Annotated in this window: 17 protein-coding genes and 1 pseudogene; 11 read left to right on the forward strand and 7 right to left on the reverse strand. The window is 67.9% G+C overall.

What is annotated here, in order from left to right; genetic code table 11:
• Positions 1 to 46: 46 nt before the first annotated feature.
• Positions 47 to 1,087 (reverse strand): sensor histidine kinase, encoded by a 1,041-nt coding sequence (locus M6G65_RS23565; RefSeq protein ID WP_238196949.1) that lies wholly within the window; start codon positions 1,085 to 1,087, stop codon positions 47 to 49.
• On the reverse strand, positions 1,087 to 2,577 hold the full coding sequence (locus M6G65_RS23570) for an ATPase domain-containing protein (RefSeq protein WP_238196948.1): 1,491 nt from the start codon (positions 2,575 to 2,577) through the stop codon (positions 1,087 to 1,089). The genes M6G65_RS23565 and M6G65_RS23570 overlap by 1 nt, the downstream gene beginning before the upstream one ends.
• 440 nt (positions 2,578 to 3,017) lie before the next feature.
• Here M6G65_RS23570 and M6G65_RS23575 point away from each other — a divergent pair, with 440 nt between their 5' ends.
• Both M6G65_RS23575 and M6G65_RS23580 read left to right on the forward strand, forming a co-directional pair.
• Complete coding sequence (locus M6G65_RS23575) at positions 3,018 to 3,251, forward strand: hypothetical protein (RefSeq protein WP_238196947.1); 234 nt, start codon at positions 3,018 to 3,020, stop codon at positions 3,249 to 3,251.
• A gap of 990 nt (positions 3,252 to 4,241) precedes the next feature.
• Positions 4,242 to 5,381, forward strand: coding sequence for an HPP family protein (locus tag M6G65_RS23580; RefSeq protein ID WP_238196946.1), 1,140 nt, complete (start codon positions 4,242 to 4,244; stop codon positions 5,379 to 5,381).
• Positions 5,382 to 5,966: 585 nt separating this feature from the next.
• Here the strand turns inward: M6G65_RS23580 and M6G65_RS23585 are convergent.
• Both M6G65_RS23585 and M6G65_RS33565 read right to left on the reverse strand, forming a co-directional pair.
• Positions 5,967 to 6,551: a phospholipase A2 family protein gene (locus M6G65_RS23585; protein ID WP_238196945.1), complete on the reverse strand. Its 585-nt coding sequence runs from the start codon at positions 6,549 to 6,551 to the stop codon at positions 5,967 to 5,969.
• 175 nt (positions 6,552 to 6,726) lie between these two features.
• Positions 6,727 to 6,855, reverse strand: coding sequence for a hypothetical protein (locus tag M6G65_RS33565; protein ID WP_283214866.1), 129 nt, complete (start codon positions 6,853 to 6,855; stop codon positions 6,727 to 6,729).
• Positions 6,856 to 7,141: 286 nt separating this feature from the next.
• Here M6G65_RS33565 and M6G65_RS34080 point away from each other — a divergent pair.
• The 3 genes and pseudogenes from M6G65_RS34080 to M6G65_RS23595 form a co-directional block, all read left to right on the forward strand.
• Positions 7,142 to 7,732 (forward strand): annotated as a pseudogene (locus M6G65_RS34080) (M20/M25/M40 family metallo-hydrolase); the annotation flags it as partial.
• Positions 7,733 to 7,740: 8 nt separating this feature from the next.
• On the forward strand, positions 7,741 to 8,094 hold the full coding sequence (locus M6G65_RS23590) for a M20/M25/M40 family metallo-hydrolase (protein WP_238196995.1): 354 nt from the start codon (positions 7,741 to 7,743) through the stop codon (positions 8,092 to 8,094).
• 252 nt (positions 8,095 to 8,346) lie between these two features.
• The gene (locus M6G65_RS23595; protein WP_238196944.1) at positions 8,347 to 9,744 is read left to right on the forward strand and encodes an L-serine ammonia-lyase; all 1,398 of its coding nucleotides are present in this window, start codon (positions 8,347 to 8,349) and stop codon (positions 9,742 to 9,744) included.
• A gap of 88 nt (positions 9,745 to 9,832) precedes the next feature.
• On the opposite strand, the gene M6G65_RS23600 is transcribed toward M6G65_RS23595, so the two are convergent.
• Positions 9,833 to 10,564, reverse strand: a complete 732-nt coding sequence (locus M6G65_RS23600; RefSeq protein WP_238196943.1) for an SDR family NAD(P)-dependent oxidoreductase — start codon at positions 10,562 to 10,564, stop codon at positions 9,833 to 9,835.
• Positions 10,565 to 10,646: 82 nt separating this feature from the next.
• Between M6G65_RS23600 and M6G65_RS23605 the strand changes: the two genes are divergently transcribed.
• The 3 genes from M6G65_RS23605 to M6G65_RS33570 all read left to right on the forward strand — a co-directional run bounded on the left by M6G65_RS23605 (position 10,647) and on the right by M6G65_RS33570 (position 12,456).
• Positions 10,647 to 11,039 (forward strand): winged helix-turn-helix transcriptional regulator, encoded by a 393-nt coding sequence (locus M6G65_RS23605; RefSeq protein WP_238196942.1) that lies wholly within the window; start codon positions 10,647 to 10,649, stop codon positions 11,037 to 11,039.
• Positions 11,040 to 11,474: 435 nt separating this feature from the next.
• The gene (locus M6G65_RS23610; RefSeq protein ID WP_250102952.1) at positions 11,475 to 12,245 is read left to right on the forward strand and encodes an ABC transporter substrate-binding protein; all 771 of its coding nucleotides are present in this window, start codon (positions 11,475 to 11,477) and stop codon (positions 12,243 to 12,245) included.
• A complete protein-coding gene (locus tag M6G65_RS33570) occupies positions 12,178 to 12,456 on the forward strand; it encodes an ABC transporter substrate binding protein (RefSeq protein WP_284042385.1) in 279 nt (92 codons plus the stop codon). The genes M6G65_RS23610 and M6G65_RS33570 overlap by 68 nt, the downstream gene beginning before the upstream one ends.
• Before the next feature lie 206 nt (positions 12,457 to 12,662).
• On the opposite strand, the gene M6G65_RS23615 is transcribed toward M6G65_RS33570, so the two are convergent.
• Positions 12,663 to 14,537 carry a cation:proton antiporter domain-containing protein gene (locus tag M6G65_RS23615; protein ID WP_238196940.1) on the reverse strand — a complete coding sequence of 625 codons (1,875 nt, stop codon included), beginning with the start codon at positions 14,535 to 14,537 and terminating at the stop codon, positions 12,663 to 12,665.
• A gap of 1,132 nt (positions 14,538 to 15,669) precedes the next feature.
• On the opposite strand from M6G65_RS23615, the gene mepA reads away from it, so the two are divergent.
• Positions 15,670 to 16,590, forward strand: a complete 921-nt coding sequence (mepA, locus tag M6G65_RS23620) for a penicillin-insensitive murein endopeptidase (protein WP_192710786.1) — start codon at positions 15,670 to 15,672, stop codon at positions 16,588 to 16,590.
• 100 nt (positions 16,591 to 16,690) lie between these two features.
• Here mepA and M6G65_RS23625 read toward each other — a convergent pair whose 3' ends face one another.
• Positions 16,691 to 16,855 carry a hypothetical protein gene (locus M6G65_RS23625; RefSeq protein ID WP_238196939.1) on the reverse strand — a complete coding sequence of 55 codons (165 nt, stop codon included), beginning with the start codon at positions 16,853 to 16,855 and terminating at the stop codon, positions 16,691 to 16,693.
• A gap of 124 nt (positions 16,856 to 16,979) precedes the next feature.
• Between M6G65_RS23625 and M6G65_RS23630 the strand changes: the two genes are divergently transcribed.
• Positions 16,980 to 17,144, forward strand: a complete 165-nt coding sequence (locus tag M6G65_RS23630) for a hypothetical protein (protein WP_250102953.1) — start codon at positions 16,980 to 16,982, stop codon at positions 17,142 to 17,144.
• A 236-nt stretch (positions 17,145 to 17,380) separates the two neighbouring features.
• Complete coding sequence (locus tag M6G65_RS23635; protein WP_283214865.1) at positions 17,381 to 17,875, forward strand: PAS domain-containing protein; 495 nt, start codon at positions 17,381 to 17,383, stop codon at positions 17,873 to 17,875.
• The last annotated feature ends 5 nt before the right edge of the window (positions 17,876 to 17,880 follow it).

Below are 17,880 nucleotides of genomic sequence, written 5' to 3' on the forward strand. Positions count from 1 at the left end.
GGCCCGCAGGCGCGGCGCAGCGGGACGATGCCCCGCTCCGACACCCTCAGTAGGCGGGGACGATGCGCATCTCCGGCAAAGGCGCGCGCATCGCGAAGTGCAAGCCGGCGGGCTGATAATCGAAGGCCAGCTCGGCCTGGCATTGCACTTTCAGCACGCGCTGGAGGAGCGTCGACCCGAAGCCCTTGCGGGTCGGCGGCTCCGTCGGCGGACCGCCGCGCTCGATCCAGTCGAGACACAGCACCTGATGGTCCGCGGTCTTCTCGACCGTCCAGCTGATCCGGATGCGACCTTCCGGGACGGATAGCGCCCCGTGCTTGGCCGCGTTCGTCGTCAGTTCGTGGATCGCCATCCCGGTGGGAACCGCAAGATCGCCGACCAGATCGACCCTGGGACCGTCGAGAACGATGCGGGACCCTTCGCTGTCGTTGTAGGGCCCGAGTTCGTTCATCAGCATGTCGCGCAACGGCGCCTGCTGCCAGTAATCCTCGGTGAGCAGGTTGTGCGTCTTCGCGAGCGAGATCACCCGCGCCGAGAACGACGTGTAGAACGCCTCGACGCTGGTCGCGGATCGGGACGACGCGCCCAGCAGAGCCTGGACCGTCGCCAGCGTGTTCTTCACACGATGATGCAGCTCGCGGATCAGGAGGGTCTGCCGTTCCGCCGAGCGCTCGCGCTCCTCCAGATAGGCGCGCGCCTCGAGTTGCCGGCGCCTGGCGCGGTGGGCGGAGCGCACCGCCATCACCAGCGTCGCCGGGTGGAACGGGCGCTCCAGAACGCTGACGTTCCCGAGGAGGTCGGTCAGGTGGACCTTGGGTTCGGCGCCCCGCCGCGTCAGCAGGATGAACGGAAAGTCCGACCACGGCGGCTGCGCGGCGATCCAGTCCGCCAGGGCCTGTCGGTTGGAGGAGAACAGCGCCTCCTCGGTGAGGATGGCGCAGGCCGCCGTATCGAGGCACGCCACGACGTCCGTGAGGTCGCCGCAGATTTGCGTCGCGATCCGCTCCTCGCCGAGGAGGGTCGCGGCCACATGCGCGTCGCGGCCCGTCGGTGCGAGGACGAGGACCGGCGGGTCAGCATCGGTCATCAGGCGCCGCGGGTGCGGAGAAGTGACGACCGCTCACCTTCGAAGGTCGGGACCCCGGTCATGACTCCTCGGAACGCGCTCAGCGGCTCGCCAACGCGGATCCCTTGCGAGTCGATCCGCAACTCGCGGATCGTATCCTCGTGGCTGCCGGTCCGCTTCTTCACCACGGAGATCGCACGGCGCAGACGCCCCTCGGCCTCGAACGCGCGAAAGAGCAGGATCGTGTCGCTGAGATAGGTCAGGTCGACGCTCGTGCTCATGGCCCCGATCATGCCGTGCTGCGCCAGGACCAGGAGCGTGATGACGCCCTGCTGATTCAGGTAGGTCAGCAGCTCATGCATCTGCAGGAGCAGGTAATTCTCCTCCGGCATGGCGTTGTGATAGCCCGTCAGGGAGTCGATCACCACCAGGGTGACTCCTCGGTGCTCGACCGCGTTCTGCACGATGTCGGCCAGCTCGCCCGGCGATACCTCGGCGGGATCGATCTGCTCGACCTGGAGCGCGCCCGATGCGACCGCGTCGTCGATCGGCATCGACAGGCCGCTCGCCCGCTTCCGCAGCACGCTCGTCGTCTCGTCGAAGCTGAGCATCAGCGCCTTCTCGCCGCGGGCGATCGCCGCGGTGACGCTGGTGAGGGCCACCGTGGACTTGCCGACGCCGGAGGGCCCGATCAGCATCGTGCTGGTCCCCCGGTCGAGACCGCCCCCGAGCAGCTGGTCGAGTTCGGCGCTTCCCGTGCCGCACTGGGCGTCCGGAAACGTGCCGAGATGCTCGGCGGCCACGAGCCGCGGGAACACGGTCAAGCCGCCGCGCCGGATGATGTAATCGTGGTACCCGCCCCGGAACGGCGTGCCGCGCATCTTGATCACGCGCAGCCGCCGCCGCTCACCGCCGTACAGCGGCGCGAGCTGTTCCAGCCGGATCACGGCGTGACTCAGGCTGTGCAGGTTCAGGTCGTCTTCTTCGGCGGCCAGATCGTCCAGAAGAAGCGCCGTGATGTTCTGGATGAGCAGGAAGCTTCGCAGGGCGTGAACCTGCCGGCGGTAGCGCAACGAGCCTTGCGAGAGCAGCCGGATCTCGGACAGGCTGTCGAACACGACGCGGTCGGGCTTGGCGCGCTCGATCTCGGCGATGGCCATGCGAACCGTCTCGCCGAGCTCGAGGTCGGAGGTATGGACGAGGGTCTGCTGCAGGTTCGGATCCAGGCTGAGTTCCGGCGCGACGAGTTCGCAGATCTCGATGCCGTCGAGCGACCAGCCGTGACGCTCCGCGACGTTCAGAAGCTCGCGCCGGCTCTCCGAGAGGGTGATGTAGAGGCAGCCCTCGCCGCGCTTCGCGCCCTCGAGCAGGAACTGCATTGCCAGCGTGGTCTTGCCGGACCCGGGCCGTCCCTCGATGAGATGCGAACGGCGCGCCGCGTAGCCGCCGTCCAGGATATGGTCGAGACCGACCAGTCCCGTGGAGACCGGCGCTGCATCGTCTTCGGTCACTGGCGCTCCACGCTCTGTGCCGTCGTCAATCGACGGCACACGCTCGTACACGAACTCGGGCGGAGCGTGAACGGCGCGATGCCGCTCACGGGCCGGCAGGTGCTGCGGCCGGCTTTCATGCCTGGGCTCCTCAGGAGCGGAGAGGCGCACGTCCAGGCTTCCGAGGCGCCGTGCTGGCGCGTGCGCTGCGATCTTGGCGGGCCGAAAGCGGCTCTTCCGCTTCGGAGCAGGATCGCCAGCTTTGCTGCAGAGTGGGAGGATCGCTTTCACGGCCTCGTGCGTTCCGATCGAGAGCTACCCAACCCTGGGTAGAACAGTTGCGGAAGTGGAGGCTGTAATGCTGCGCGGTGGATTGCTCTGGCTGCTTGGAATCCCGCTGCCGATCATCCTGCTCCTGTGGTTCTTCGGCGTGTTCCACTAGGCGCAGGTGGGCTGACGCCATGCCCTACACGGTCGAGATCACGACGCCACCGATGCAGATCGACGGCGAGGAACAGGCGGCGCGGATGTACCAGCTGCCCGCTCCGTTCGGTACGCCGGCCGAAGCCAAGGACGCGGCGGTTGCGCATATCGCCGAGCTCGGGCTCGACCCCGCCAGCGTCCTCTACACCGTCTTCGACCGCGAGGGCGCCCCGGTCGCATCGAATGTCGCGCTGCCAGCCGAGGCGGGGTGAATCGAAGGCCGTGGGCCGGCGCTTCGCGGTGTCCAGTTCCCCCGCACGCGCCGACCCTCACGCGACTGCCCGGCCAAGGCCTCACGGGTAGGGTGCGGAGAACTGGTCCGCACCCTCCTGTCATCGCGCGTCCCTCCGCAACAGCACCGTGCGGGTCGCGAACACCTCGGGCACATCAGCAGGGGGAGCTAAACTTATAGTCGGTGGGGCTGCGGCCGTCATCACAGCTCTGCGGCGGTCGGCACAAAAAAGGCCACTCCCGAAGGAGCGGCCCGAAGTCTTGGGAGGAAACGCCCTAGAGAAGGGCTGCGAAACCGCGACGCCATCGCGGCCTCACCCTCTGACCTAGGCACCGGCCGCGCAGCGCACAACCGGCCCGAGGCCATATGATGCGCATAAGTGGGATGGATTTCCCCGTCAGGTGCGCTTCCACACCATAGCTCGGTGCAGGATCCTGGCCCACACGGGCCTTCGGATCTGGCAGGAGGCGCCAGCCCTGGGGATCGGGCGCGGCGTCGGTCTGGCGCCTAGTCCGTCAGGACGGCGATGAGCGAGAACGATGTGGCGAGGACGAACGTGCCCGCCACGAGGGACGAGATCAGCAGCATGGGAGACCTTGGGATGCCGAATGGCTATGCTGTCCCAATGCTCAAGGTCTCGCCTCGGTTGCAACCCGGGCTTGCATAGCCGCCCGGCTTTCTCCGGCCTTCCACAACATGGTCGTTGGACAGGGCGTCGGTCGCCGCCGCCGTCCGGCATCGTCATGTCTCATGGTGTCGTCGGCGACGGACACCGACGATCGGTCCCGGGCCGTCGGCCAAGCCCGACACCAAATCGCCCGATCGGCAGGCAGAATGCCTCACGAGATTGCAATTTCAGCCGCGGCCCGTAAACAGGCCTCTGGTATACCAGATACACGCCCAGGCGATCGGTGCATGTGCTCGTCGAGCGGGCACGACCGACGGCCGGGTGAGCGAAGGATGCGTGAGGATGTCGGAGACGGTCCGTCCGGAACATCGATCCGGGAAGACAGCGGGGTTCCAGCTGTTCCGACCGATCCTGGCGGGCGCGACCCTCCGTGAGCGCCTCATCGCCTGTCTCGGCGCGCTCGCGGGCATCACGCTCACGGGCCTGATCTGCGGCCTGTTCTTCGGCCAGGGACCGCACATCCCGCTCATCGTGGCGCCGATGGGCGCCTCGGCCGTGCTCCTGTTTGCCGTGCCGGCCAGCCCCCTTGCCCAGCCTTGGTCGATCATCGGCGGCAACACGATCTCCGCCTTCATGGGCGTGCTCGCGGCCCACTTCATCCCCAATCCGGTCATGGCCATCGGCGTCGGGGTCTCGCTGGCCATCGCGGCAATGTCGCTCACCCGCTGCCTTCACCCGCCCGGCGGTGCTGCCGCCCTGACGGCGCTGATCGGCGGCCCGGCGGTCACCTCCGCGGGCTTCCTGTTCCCCCTGTTCCCGGTCTGCCTCAACTCGGTCATCCTGGTTGCGCTCGGCATCGCGTTCCACAAGATCTCGCGCCGCAATTACCCGCACGTCCCGGTGCCGGCGGCGGTCAACACGCACGGAACGGCGGATCTGCCGCCGCCGCTCAGGGTCGGCTTCACGTCGGACGATGTGGACGCGGCCCTGGTCGAGCTGCACGAGACCCTGGATATCGACCGCTCCGACCTCGACCGGCTTCTGCGCCAAGTCGAACACCACGCCCTGGTGCGGACCCAAGGCGACCTCACCTGTCGTGAGGTGATGTCGCGCGACGTGGTCACCATCGGGATGGACGCAAGCGCGGAGCGCGCACGGGAACTGCTGATCGCGCACAACATCCGGACGCTGCCCGTGGTGGACGGCGCGGGCCGGCTCGCGGGCACGCTCGGCCTGCGCGAGCTGACGCTGCATGGGGAAGTCGGCCTCGCGCAGGTGATGTCCGAGGCGCGGACGGCGCGGCCGGACGCGCCGATCGTCGCGTTGGCCTCCTCCCTGACCGACGGGCGCACCCATGCGGTGGTCGTCGTGGACGAGGATCGGCGCGTCCTCGGGATCATCACCCAGACCGATCTGCTCGCGACCCTGACGCGTCTGATCTCGGCCAAGGCCTTCACGGCGCGCGAGTCGGTCCCCGCTTAGGCACCCGCGCGGCCCGACCAGACCGAGCGCGCGCGAGGCGCCGCGAACATCGTTCGTGTCGAACGCCCTACGGGAATCGGAGGCCAGCGCCTCGACCCGGCGCGGGCCTTGGCCCGGTTGTTGCCAGCGGTCTCGCTTTCCCGGCGACGCGACCGCCGCAGGATCGAGACGATGCACGACGAGGCGCTCCTCAACCTGCTCAACGCCATCCTGATGGCCTCGAGCATGATGCTGACCTGGCAAGTCTATCTCCTGCGCAAGCCGAAGGCGCAGTAGAGCCGCTCCCGATCACGTCGCGACGCGCGACGGCAGGATACGGGTCGTGGTGTGGGGTGGATTGGATCATCCGATCCTCGCCCTCATCCTGAGGTGCCGGCGCGTAGCGGAGGCCTCGAAGGAGCCCTCCAGCCGGCCGCGCGAGCCCTGGAGCTCTCCTTCGAGGCGGCTCCGCCGCACCTCAGGACAAGGGCGGGGATGGGAGATGGGCTGGTCATCGCGGCGCGCCGCGCTCCCGGAGCGTGGCGCGACACCGACGGTCGCGGCTCCAAGCCGGCCGCCGGTCAGATCCCGTGCAGGGGCGCGTGGCTAGGGGGCGCGGCATTCCATGACGGCGGTCGCCTCCACGACGCTGAGGGCCCTGCGCCGGACCTCCAAGGGGGCGCCCGTCCCGTCCGCCACGGCGGACGCCTCGCGCCTGAGCGACGCGTCGCACGCGCAGGAATGGTACCCGGCCGCTTCGTAGCAGGCGTCGTGGCGCATGCAGGCGGCATCGAGGGCGTCCGTCGGAGGAAGCCCCTCGCCACGCTGGCCCTTGCCGCAGTAATTGCCGTGGAACAACTCCTGGCCGGCGACGACGCGGCCGAGGTCACCTTTCGGCGGTGCCGGCGCCTCGTCCCGTCCGCCCGGGTTCAGATCGTTGGCCGGGCCGCCGGCCTTGGAGCCGGAGGAGCGCAGCGCCTTCGGGATCCGGGAGCGCTCGCCGGGCTCGTTCAGGGCCTCGCCGGCCCGCCCGTTCGGATCCGAGAGCTCCGGCAGCGGCGGGGGCGGACCGGGGCGCGGCTCGTCGGCCTCGACCGACGTGGCGGGCACGTCGCTGACGCCCTGGGCCAGGGCTGAATGCGGGCAGGCCACGAGCATGAGCCCGAGCAGTGCGAGGATGGATGGTCTCAAGGGTACCCCCGAATCGGCGGCTCCCTAAACTCGAAGCTTAACTCTTTCGTTCCCGAGCGTCGTACCCGGATGTCGGGAAGCGAGTCTCCCCTTCGAAAGCACACGGCCCGCGATGGGGCCGGATCGGAGACCGCGTCGGACCGTGCGGCCAGCCTCGATGGCGGGCGTGGGCGGCTCAGGCCGCCCTGGGACGCCGTCGCACCAGCCCACGCAGAATGCGAAGCGGCAGGAAAACCAGCTTCAGGACGGCCCGGGCGAGCAGGACCGCCAGGACGGCGAGGACGGCCAGTGCGGTGTTGAACATGGGCGATCCCGGTGCCGCACCCGTTGCCGGGGGCGAATGATGACGATCCGCAATCGCCTACGCCCTGAACGCGGCGAGATGGTGGACGGGACAGTCGTCCCGCGCGGACGCTTGTCGCGGATCCCGCGACCGCAGGGTCGGCCGCGCCGAAGCATGCGCGTTCGCGCACGCTCACTCCTCGGGACGTGCGGATCCGCAGCACGGCCCCTGACGGCGCTCCGGTCCTGGCTGACGGTCACGCCCCTGTCCGCGCGCAAGTCCCGCCGCAGCCCTCGGCGGGCGGCGACTGGTCTTCGACGGACACCTCGACACGTTTCCCCTCGGCGATCGCGACGCCCGGACGGGGGGATCCGAGGGGGAATTGCGGGACGACCGCCTCTACGGCCTCAGCGTGTCCGACATGAAGGGCGGGCTGGCGGCGAGCCTGTTCGCGTTCAGGAACCTCGCCGCGGAGCCGTCCGCATGGGGCGGCAGGCGGTCATCGCCTTCGCGGGCGATGAGGAGACGATGGGACGCGCGGCACCCAGTACCTTCTGGACACCGTCCCGGCGGCACGCGGGGATGCGGTGATGTCGGGTCGCCATCGGTGCTGCGGATCGGCGAGAAGGGACGATCCTGCCACGCCGCCTATGTCCACCGCGGCGAGAGCGCGATCGAGAAGCTGGTCGAGGCGCTCGCCGGACTCACGGCGCTGCGCGCGCTGGATGTTCGGGTCGCTCCCGAGGTCGAGGCCATCGTGCGGGACGCCGCGCCGCGCTCCGGGCCCCTGTCCGGCGCGGGGGAGAGCGAGGTCCTGCTCAAGCTGACGGTGACGATCGGCACGATATCGGGCGGGCGCCTCCCGAACCTCGTGGCGGACCACGCCGAGGCGACCGCCGACCTGCGATTGCCTCTCGGCCTGTCGACGGCGGAGCTGCACGCGGCCATCGCGGATCGCCCGGCGTCAGCTTCGAGGTGCTGCGCGCGTACGAGCCGACCTTCACAATGCGCCACGATCCGGTGGTCGAGTCGTTCTCGCGCGCCACGACGCAGGTCCTGGGCGTCGAACCGGTCGCGAACATGCGCGTCGGCGCCTCCGACGCGCGTCTGTGCCGGCGCGCGGGCATCCCGACCGTGATCTGCGGACTCACTCCCAACAACATGAGCGCGCATGACGAGTACGTGCAGGTCGAGGAGTTGATGGCGCTGGGTGAGATCTTCACCCGCGGCGCGCTCGATTATCTGACATCGGAGCGCTAGCGCGGCCGCTCGATTCGAGCCTGAGAGGACGTCCGGGCTTCGGTGGCGATGCGCGCCACACGCAGCGCGGCGCGCCGGATGCCCGGGCCGTGGCACGGTTTCGGCTTACCGCGAGGCGAGGCCGGCCGATCCATGCTGGGCATGCCCGTGAGCCCCGGAAGACGGGCTCGCCAAGCGCCGGCGCCACGACGAGGATACATCTGCGTTGATCAATGCGTGCAGCTCCGGGCGATGGCTGGATGTGAGGGCCCGATGTTCCTGAGCATCTTCGACATCTTCAAGATCGGCGTCGGACCGTCCAGCTCGCACACCATGGGACCGATGCTCGCCTCCGCGCGCTTCCTCGACGCGCTCCGCGAGCGCTGGGCCCGCGCACCTGACGCGCCTGCGCCGCTGCGGATCGAGGCTGTCCTGCGCGGAAGTCTCGCCTTCACTGGAAAGGGGCATGCCACCGACCGGGCGGTGGTTCTCGGCCTGCTCGGGCTTCGTCCCGACACGCTCGATCCGGACGAGGCCGTGCGCCGCGAGGCCGCGTTGCGCGCGAACGCGTGGATCGACGTCGCGGGCCTTCCGCGGATCCGCTTCGATGCCGAGACCGGGATCGTGTTCGACTACGGGCCGCCGTTGCCGGGCCACGCCAACGGGATGATCCTCCGCGCCTTCGACGCCGAGGGCGCGCCGTACTTCACGGAAACCTACTACTCGATCGGCGGCGGCTTCGTCCTGACCGCGGAGGAACTGTCCGGCGGCGACATCAAGGCGGTCGATGCCTCGGTGCTGCGCCCCTATCCGTTCGGGAGCGCCGCCGAGATGCTCGTGATGGGCGCGGCGTCGCGGCGCAGCATCGCGGCCATGAAGCGGGCCAACGAGACGGTCGGCCGCGGGGACGCGGAGCTCGATGCCGGCCTTGATCGGATCTGGGCGGTCATGGATGCGTGCATCGATCGCGGTCTCGCCACCGAGGGTACGCTGCCGGGCGGCCTGAACGTCCGCCGCCGGGCCCGCCGCATCCATCAGGCGCTGCTCTCCGAGCGGGGCAGCAACAGCGTCCAGCCGCACGTCGCGAACGATTGGCTGTCCGTCTATGCGATGGCGATCAACGAGGAGAATGCCGGCGGCGGGCGCGTCGTCACCGCACCGACGAACGGGGCGGCCGGCGTCGTCCCGGCGGTCATCCGATACTATCGCGACCATTGCATCGGCGCGAACCACGCCGGTGTTCGCGATTTCCTGCTGACGGCCGCGGCGATCGGCGGCCTGATCAAGACCAATGCCTCGATCTCCGGCGCCGAGGTCGGGTGTCAGGGCGAGGTCGGGTCGGCCGCCGCGATGGCGGCCGCCGGATTCTGCGCCGCGCTCGGCGGCACCAACGAGCAGGTCGAGAACGCCGCCGAGATCGCGCTCGAGCACCATCTCGGCCTCACCTGCGACCCGATCCGCGGATTGGTCCAGGTGCCGTGCATCGAGCGCAACGGCCTCGGCGCCATCAAGGCCGTCGCGGCCGCGTCCCTGGCGCTGCGCGGGGACGGCAGCCACATCATGCCGCTCGACAACTGCATCGAGGCGATGAAGCAGACCGGGCGCGACATGAGCGTCCGCTACAAGGAAACGTCGACCGGCGGGCTCGCCGTCAATCTTCCGGAATGCTGACGGACGGCGCGCGATCGGCGGTGGAGCGCGAGCCGCTTCGGGGGTGCAAAGAGGCCGAGGCGGACCCGCTGAAACCGTTATCGTGACGCTAGACCTGTCGCATCCCGCCATCGACGCACAGTTCGGCCCCCGCGACGAAGCTCGCCTCGTCGCTCAGCAGGAACAGCGTGGCCGCCGCCACCTCCTCCGGACGCGCCATGCGGCCGAGCGGGATCGGCGCGATCAGCGCGGCGCGCCCCTCCTCCGGCACCCGCGCCATCATGGCAGTGTCGGTCGGGCCGGGGGCTACCACGTTCACGCGGATCCCCTGCGGAGCGAGTTCCGCCGTCCATGTGCGCGCGTACGACCGGAGCGCCGCCTTCGTCGCGGCATAGGTCCCGTAGGGCGTGATGCCTGCGGCGTCGGCGATCGACCCCATCAGCACGACGGACCCGCCCCGTCCCATCGCGCCCAGAGCCGCCTGCAACCCGAAGACAGCCCCACGGACGTTGACCGCGAAGTGCCGGTCGAAATGCTCGGGCGTCCCGTCGCGCAGGGTCGCCGGCTCCGAGATACCCGCGTTGAGGACCAGCGCGTCGATCCGGCCATGCGTCTCCCGCACCGTCGCCACGACCCGGTGCAGATCCTCCTGTCGGGCCGCGTCCGCGACGAGACCCCGCGCTCCGTAGCCGATCTGCGCAGCGGCTGCCTCGACCTCGTCGGCGCGCCGGCCGGTGAGAACGACCGACGCCCCCTCGATCGCCAGCCGCTCGGCGACCGCGAGGCCGATGCCCTTCGCCCCGCCGATCACGAGAGCAACCTTGTCCAACATGCGAGCCATCAGGGCATCCCTTCATCCACGATGGCCTACGAGATACAGATCGTATATCTGCTATCAAGAACGCACTTGGGTTAGCCTAGATATGGCCGACGATACCGATCTCGATGCCGCGTCCGCATGCGCGCTCGCCAACATGGCGCGGGTCCGCCCGGTGTTGGGCAAGATCGCTGACAAGTGGACGATCCTGATCCTGACGGTGCTGTGCCCGCGGCCGGCACGGTTCAACGCGATCAAGCGGCGGCTCGACGGCATCACGCACAAGGCGCTGGCGGACGCGCTGAAGCGGCTGGAGCGCAACGGTCTGGTGACCCGGACCGTGCTGCCGACCGCCCCCATCGGCGTCGAGTATGCGATCACCCCGCTTGGCCATTCGCTGCGCCAGCCCTTCGAGGCGCTCTGCGCGTGGGCCCTCGACAACGGTGCGGCGATTGATGCGGCCAACCACGCGCATGACCGCATCAAAACGAGGCCTTGAGCGCGCGTCTGCTTTCGCTACGCCAGATGTTGGACCGCGCTGTCTTATCACGGCCGTCAGCGGGCGGGCCCGCGCCGTCCGCTCGAAAGCTTCGACCGCTCGGAAGCGGACGGGCAGAAAGCCACCCCACCCAACCCAGACACTCGGACCGCCGTCGGCGTTTCCCGAGAAGGTCCGTGGTTACACCCGGCCGTCGGACTTGCTGTACGGCTTTATAGGTAGCGAATTCAGAAATCAGATCCGGATCCCGGCCTCGGTGCTTCAACCTCGGCCATCGTGGCAAAGGCGAGAGTAAGTGCCCGATCCCCGATCCGGCCTGGTCCTTGATAAGCTGGTTTATACCATTTACCTTTTCCATAACCATAGCATTCGGCTTAAGATCCGAGCCTCATACCAATCACATTCGGCATTGGCGCTGGACGATCGGATACAGCAATGCTTAAAAAAATTGCCCTTTCGTGCCTGGCACTTACAATGTGCTCGACCCTCGCCGCCGGCGAGCAGAGTCAAATGCGGAAGAAAGTTGCGATCATCACAAATTTTTCGGAGACTGACGCCGCAGCTCATAGCCTCGTTAAGAACTTCACCGATACTTTGGAGATGAGCACGCCAAGAAATATCGCCTTCCAGCACGATTATTATTGGGCTGGCGGAAACATTGATGCCGCCAAATCTCACGCAAAGCGCATCGTATCAAGCCAGCCCGATGCGATCTTTGCTGCCACCACCCCCGTCGTCCGCGCCCTTTTACAGGAAACGAAGACGATACCGATCGTGTTCGCGACAGTGGCCGATCCAGTCGGCAGCGGATTCGTGGAGAATCTGGCCGCTCCAGGAAAGAACGTGAGCGGATTTATAAATTCAGAGGGTAGCATCGCCGGGAAATGGGTCCAATACCTCAAGGAATTGGTGCCAGGGATGTCGTGCGTTTCGATGATGTATAACCCCAATACCGCACCATACTATAAATACTACGTCTCGCCCTTCGAGGAGACAGCGAGATCAATGAATATGATATCGGCGCTGTCGCCCGTTGCCGACGAAAAAGCTATCGAGACTGCAATAGGCGCTTTGTCGAGCAAAAAATGTGGTCTCGTTCTCATGAACGACAGTTTCAATTTCATCCATCGTCCGAACGATAAGCTCAGTCTCGGAGAGGAACGGCGTTCCGGTCGCCGCCTACAACAAGGCAACCACCCAAGATGAAGCGCTCGTCGCTTATGGCCCTGAGGAAGCAGATGCTTACAAAAAAGCAGCGGGCTATGTCAGAAAGATATTAGACGGCGCTCAAGTTGGAAAACTGCCGGTTCAACTCAATACCCATTTCTATTTATCCGTAAATATGCAGAAAGCAAAAAAGCTCGGAATACAGATTCCGGACTCATTTCTGTCGCGCGTCGACGAAGAGGTTGAGTGAGGCTGCAGGGCGCTTGCGTGAACGGAGGCATGCTTCGAGGTATCGCCGCACGTGACGGTGACGTCCGCTTCCACGCGCGTGCCGCTCCGAAGCGGACCAGCCGAACCATTCCGAGCGGCCATTGCGATCCCGACCCACGCCAGCCGTGCCGATGGCCGTTCGCCCATTCGGAAAGCCGCCCGTCCGTCGCGCGTTGAACGGAAGCGTCAGGGCATCCCGTCGGCACTCTCATCGTGCTGATGTCGCAATTCGGGGCTTCCTTTGACGGGTCCCGCCGTCTTGTCCGATCCGAACTGACTCTCGGTTCGGGCCGAGTCGATGAACAGGCGTGCCTCACCCTCTCGCACCCCAAGGCTGCGCAGCGCGTAGAGCGACATGCCCAGTGCCAGTTCCCGCTCGGCCATCAGGACGAGTCCCACCCGATCCTCTTCGAGATGTCGCCGCTCGACGTCGCTGTGGGTGCGAACCACCGTGTCGATCGTCGGATTCGACGCGCGTGCCGCCTCGACAAGCCGAGGGGCTTGGTGGGGGCCGGGCGTGGCGACCACAAGCAGACGCGCCGCGCCGATGCCGGCCGCTTCGAGAATGCCGGGCACCGTCGCGTCCCCGAAGACGGCCGGAACGCCCGCTGCGCGCAGATCCAGCACGCGACGCCGGTCCCGCTCGATCACCACATACGGCAGATCCCACGCCTGCAGCGTCGTTCCGATACTGCTGCCGACGCGCCCGTAGCCGACGATCACGACGTGGTCGCGCCTCTGCGACCGCCCGACCGTCTCCGCCACATCGGGCCCGCGCCTACGCTCGAAGCGCGTCGCGCGGTCGGGACGCGCGGCGAGAGCCTGCTCGATCCGCGTCACGAGAGCGAAGAAAACTGGGTTCAGCGTGATCGAAAGGAGCGCACCGCCCAGGATCAGATTGCGCCCTTCCTCCGGCAACAGTTTCAGCGACAGACCCAGCGTCACCAGGATAAAGGAGAACTCGCCGATCTGGGCCAGACTCGCGGCGATCGTCAGAGCCGTGCCGATTGGGTGCCGGAATGCCAGCACGATCGCCACGGCGGCGAGCGATTTGCCGATCATGATCACGCCGAGCACCGCCAGGACCGAGAGCGGCGCGCGGAGGAGGATGCTCGGATCGAACAGCATCCCGATGGAGACGAAGAACAGCACCGCGAAGGCATCCTGCAGGGGCAGGGACTCGGCGGCGGCCTGATGACTGAGATCGGACTCGGCGAGCACCATGCCCGCGAAGAAGGCCCCGAGGGCGAACGAAACCCCGAACAGTTCCGCCGAGCCGAAGGCGATCCCCAGCGCCATCGCCAGGACGGCGAGGGTGAAAAGCTCCCGCAACCCGGTGCGCGCCGCCTGATCGAGCAACCAGGGTATGAAGCGACGTCCGCCAACCAGCATCAGGCTCGCGAAGATCGCGACTTTGGCGAAGGTCAGAAGGATGGTGAGCAGCAGGCTGCCGGCATAGTCAGGGCCGATGAAGTGCCCGATGAAGTCGGTGAGCACGTGGGCTGTGCCGTGCGCGGCCCCTCCCGCTTCGCCCCCGAGGGAGGGGGCAAGGGCTGGCAGGACGACCAGCGCGAGCACCATCGCCAGGTCTTCGACGATGAGCCAGCCCACGGCGATGCGCCCGTTGTCGGTGTCGAGCAGACCACGCTCCTCCAGGGCTCGCAGCAGGACCACGGTGCTCGCGACGGATAGAGCCAGACCGAAGACCAGTCCTTGGCCGAGGCTCCACCCCCACGCCAGAGCCAGGCCGACGCCCATTGTGGTCGCCGCGATGATCTGCACCACGGCTCCGGGCAAGGCGATGGCGCGCACGCTCATCAGGTCATTGAAAGAGAAGTGCAGACCGACCCCGAACATCAGCAGGATCACACCAATCTCTGCCAGCTGACCTGTTAGATTGCTTTCGCCGACAAATCCCGGTGTGTAGGGCCCCACAAGTACCCCCGCGACCAGATAGCCGACCAGGGGCGGCAGTCTGAGACGTTGGGCGACCATTCCGCAGATGAAGGCAAGCGTCAGCCCGAGGGCGATGATGGCGATCAGTTCGGTCGCATGCGGCACGAGATCGTGACTCTCAGAAAGCGGACGGGGGCGGGAGTCATGACCTTAGACACATGCGCCCAGGAGTCAGGATCCACGGGGGTGCCGTCGGCTCACACGGCGTCCGGACGGACGCTGCACGCGGGCTCGCGCGGAAGGCAGCCTCCGCCAAACCGAGCGTGACGCAGGAGACGCGATCGTCCCCGCGCGAAGATGCGACAGCCGCGTCTCGATCCGCGAGGCGGAACCCGCGCAGCGGCGCAGTGAACGCAGACCGGTCCGCCCGGCTTTCGAGACGATCATCTCACGGCCGTCCGCAATCGCGTGCGGCCAGAGGTTTGGTCCCGACACGACAGCGGAATGGACGCGACGAATTACGCGCCCTTTCCGACGCGGGGGCCTCCGTGCGCGTGGACCGACAGCGGCGGTAGCGCTGACCGGTCAGGAGCTCACCCTGCCGTGACGGCCGGCGTGCGGCCCGGCCAAGCCCGCATCGTCCATCAGCCCGCGCCCAGGTGAGCCTGCGCCGAAAGTGTCGGATTCTGCTCGCGCTCCGGCCGCGACTGGGGATCTTCAGCTCACCGTTCCCGTCAGGTCGGCGAGACCTTGGGCCTCCGTGGCCAGGCTGGCCGCGAGCAAGAGGCAGACACCGCCAAGAAGAGCAACGCCGATCACAGCCCACGCCAGATCTGATGTCCGAACGGGCTGCCCGGCCTGCCGGCCAGCGAGCGAGCTTCGGACTCTGTGAGCCTCTGTCGATGTGCGGTGCATGGGGCGACTCCGCAGCTGGAGATCCTGTTTGTTAACGGTCTGGAGGCCGAGCCTTCATCCCGGCGCGGGTCATCGACAGATGCTGCCTGTGTGCTGTCGCACGAATGCTGAAGGCGGACAGAAATCCAGCGCCCGATACGCCCGCCAGGAACGAGCTTGGGCCATTCGGCAGGCCGAAACGGGCTCTTATGCGGTCGTCCGCACCGAATCCGGACCACGGGATCCGGTCTTCCCGCAGATGCGGGCCGGGCAGCGCGCAGGGCCGCATCCCGACCGTTTCGCCTGACCGGCGCGGTCTGCCCGAAAAACGCCCCGCCCCTGGGCGACGGTCGGTGTGGGGCACCCGCGCCCTGCCACACTAGCCGGACGAACAGCCCCCCGCATGCCGATGCCGCGTTTCGCCCAGAGCCTCGCGCTCGCCGCCCTGCTCCTGCCGGCCGCCGCGCACGCCCAGGACCGCGGCAGCGTCAACCCGAAACCGCTGCCGCCCCTGGAGCACCCGGACGCGCCCTCGACCCCCGCCAAGGCCCTGTTCGGGCGCGTCACCAAGGCGTCCTCCGGACCGGCCCGCATCTACGGCTTCTACGCCAAGGGCTGCTTCTCCGGGGGCGAGGCCCTGCCGATGGACGGGCCGAACTGGCAGGTCATGCGCCCGTCACGCAACCGGATGTGGGGCACGCCCTACCTGGTCGATTTCATCGAGCGGCTGTCGCAGAAGGCCGTCCGGGTCGGCTGGCCGGGGCTGCTGGTGGGCGACATGGCCCAGCCCCGGGGCGGCCCGATGATCACCGGCCACGCCTCGCACCAGATCGGCATCGACGCCGACGTCTGGCTGACGCCGATGCCCGACCACCGGATGAGCCGGGCGGAGCGCGAGGAGACCTCGGCCACCGACATGGTCCGCCGGGACCGCCTCGACATCGATCCGGAAGTCTGGACGCCTACCCACCTGCAGTTGATCAAGCTGACGGCCGAGCAGCCGGAGGTGGAGCGCATCTTCGTCAACGCGGCGATCAAGAAGGCGCTCTGCCGCGACGCCGCGGGCAGCCGCTGGATGTCGAAGGTCCGCCCGATGTACGGGCACAACTACCACTACCATATCCGGCTCGCCTGCCCGGCCGGTCAGGAGGATTGCCAGCCGCAGGGCGCGCCCCCGGCCGGCGATGGCTGCGACGACCTCGGCTACTGGTTCTCGGACGCGGTGCTCCACCCGAAGCCCCCGAAGGTGCCGCCGAAGCCGAAGCCCGCCATGACCATGGCGGCGCTGCCTGCCGCCTGCCGGACGGTGCTGAAGGCGCCGTAGGCCGCGTCGCGCGGCAGCCCCGGCAGGCCGCCGGGCTGAGGCGACGGAGCGCGGCACGTGCGGCCGCGCTCGCTCCAGTGGGCGTCCTGGGCGGAGGCGGTCAGCGCCCCTTCTTGTAGAGCTTGCTCGCGATCTCGAAAATCTTCTCCGGCGCGTAGTGCGGTACGAAGGCGCCGTAATTGCCGTCGGGCTCCGGGACCTTGCCGACCTCGGGCAACCCGTCGACAGCCTCCAGATCCCCGGGCGGATCGTCCGGCAGCGCCACCTCGTCATTCGACCAGACGCCCGCCGCTTCCTTGTAGTCGTCCAGGCTGAAGCGGTGCGGATAACCGCGCGGGCCTGCCGCTCGCCCTGTTCGATCCGCCGCGGCGATGTGCTAACGCCCCTTCATGCCCCGCTGGCTCTTCCTCCTCTTCGCCGTCGCCGTCGCCCTCTCCGTGCTGGGCAGCGTGCTGATCGTGCTCCGAAGCCCCAACAGCACGCCCCAGCTGGGGGGCAACTTCCTCACGCCCGCAGCACCCGGCATGAAGCCGCGGCCCGCCACGGGCCCGTGAGGCCAGGCGGCGGGCCCGGCATCCCGGATGCCCGCAAGGGCAGGATCACCGACGCACTGCCCGAGCCAAGTTTCAATCAGAAGTGGCCGAAATTTCCCCGGTTGGGCGAGCTTCTCGTCTTGGTCGACGCGAAACCTGGCCGAGGGACTGGACCTCGTCTGCAATTTACGGCTTGTAGCGGGGCAAGAGCGCGGCCTGCGGGCCTAAGCGCATCGGGCTGAGAGGGGCTGAGCCGGATGGAGACGGGCGGAACCGCCACGAGCCACGTGCCGGACGAGCTGAAGGCGGACGCGCATCGGGGTGACCCGTTCGCCGCGGCCGTGCGTGCGACCCGGATGCCGATGATCGTCACGGATCCGAGTCAGTACGACAACCCGATCGTCTTCGTGAACAACGCCTTCCTGAAGCTCACCGGCTATACGCGGTTCGAGGTGCTCGGCCGCAATTGCCGCTTTCTTCAGGGACCGGAGACCAATCCGGCGGCGATCGACCGGATCCGCGACGCGGTCCGGCAGGAGGTCGACATCCGGGTCGACCTGCTCAACTACCGCAAGGACGGCTCGACCTTCCACAATGCCCTGTATGTCGGGCCGGTGCGGGATGCGGACGGCAAGGTCGTCTACTTCTTCGCCTCGCAGCTCGACGTCAGCGAGCATTACGCGCTCACCGCCGAGATCGAGCGGCTGGAGGGCGAGCTCGCGGAAGCCCGGGCGAAGCTCGCCGCGCGCTAGAACCC

The organism is Methylobacterium tardum, from assembly GCF_023546765.1.
GTDB lineage: Bacteria > Pseudomonadota > Alphaproteobacteria > Rhizobiales > Beijerinckiaceae > Methylobacterium > Methylobacterium tardum.

Excerpts from the sequence above, each read along its gene's own strand:
- M6G65_RS23565 (WP_238196949.1), bottom strand. The coding sequence starts at position 1,087 with ATGACCGATGCTGACCCGCCGGTCCTCGTCCTCGCACCGACGGGCCGC.
- M6G65_RS23575 (WP_238196947.1), top strand. The coding sequence starts at position 3,018 with ATGCCCTACACGGTCGAGATCACGACGCCACCGATGCAGATCGACGGC.
- M6G65_RS23580 (WP_238196946.1), top strand. The coding sequence starts at position 4,242 with ATGTCGGAGACGGTCCGTCCGGAACATCGATCCGGGAAGACAGCGGGG.
- M6G65_RS33565 (WP_283214866.1), bottom strand. The coding sequence starts at position 6,855 with ATGTTCAACACCGCACTGGCCGTCCTCGCCGTCCTGGCGGTCCTGCTC.
- M6G65_RS23595 (WP_238196944.1), top strand. The coding sequence starts at position 8,347 with ATGTTCCTGAGCATCTTCGACATCTTCAAGATCGGCGTCGGACCGTCC.
- M6G65_RS23600 (WP_238196943.1), bottom strand. The coding sequence starts at position 10,564 with ATGGCTCGCATGTTGGACAAGGTTGCTCTCGTGATCGGCGGGGCGAAG.
- M6G65_RS23605 (WP_238196942.1), top strand. The coding sequence starts at position 10,647 with ATGGCCGACGATACCGATCTCGATGCCGCGTCCGCATGCGCGCTCGCC.
- M6G65_RS23610 (WP_250102952.1), top strand. The coding sequence starts at position 11,475 with ATGCTTAAAAAAATTGCCCTTTCGTGCCTGGCACTTACAATGTGCTCG.
- mepA (WP_192710786.1), top strand. The coding sequence starts at position 15,670 with ATGCCGATGCCGCGTTTCGCCCAGAGCCTCGCGCTCGCCGCCCTGCTC.
- M6G65_RS23630 (WP_250102953.1), top strand. The coding sequence starts at position 16,980 with ATGCCCCGCTGGCTCTTCCTCCTCTTCGCCGTCGCCGTCGCCCTCTCC.
- M6G65_RS23635 (WP_283214865.1), top strand. The coding sequence starts at position 17,381 with ATGGAGACGGGCGGAACCGCCACGAGCCACGTGCCGGACGAGCTGAAG.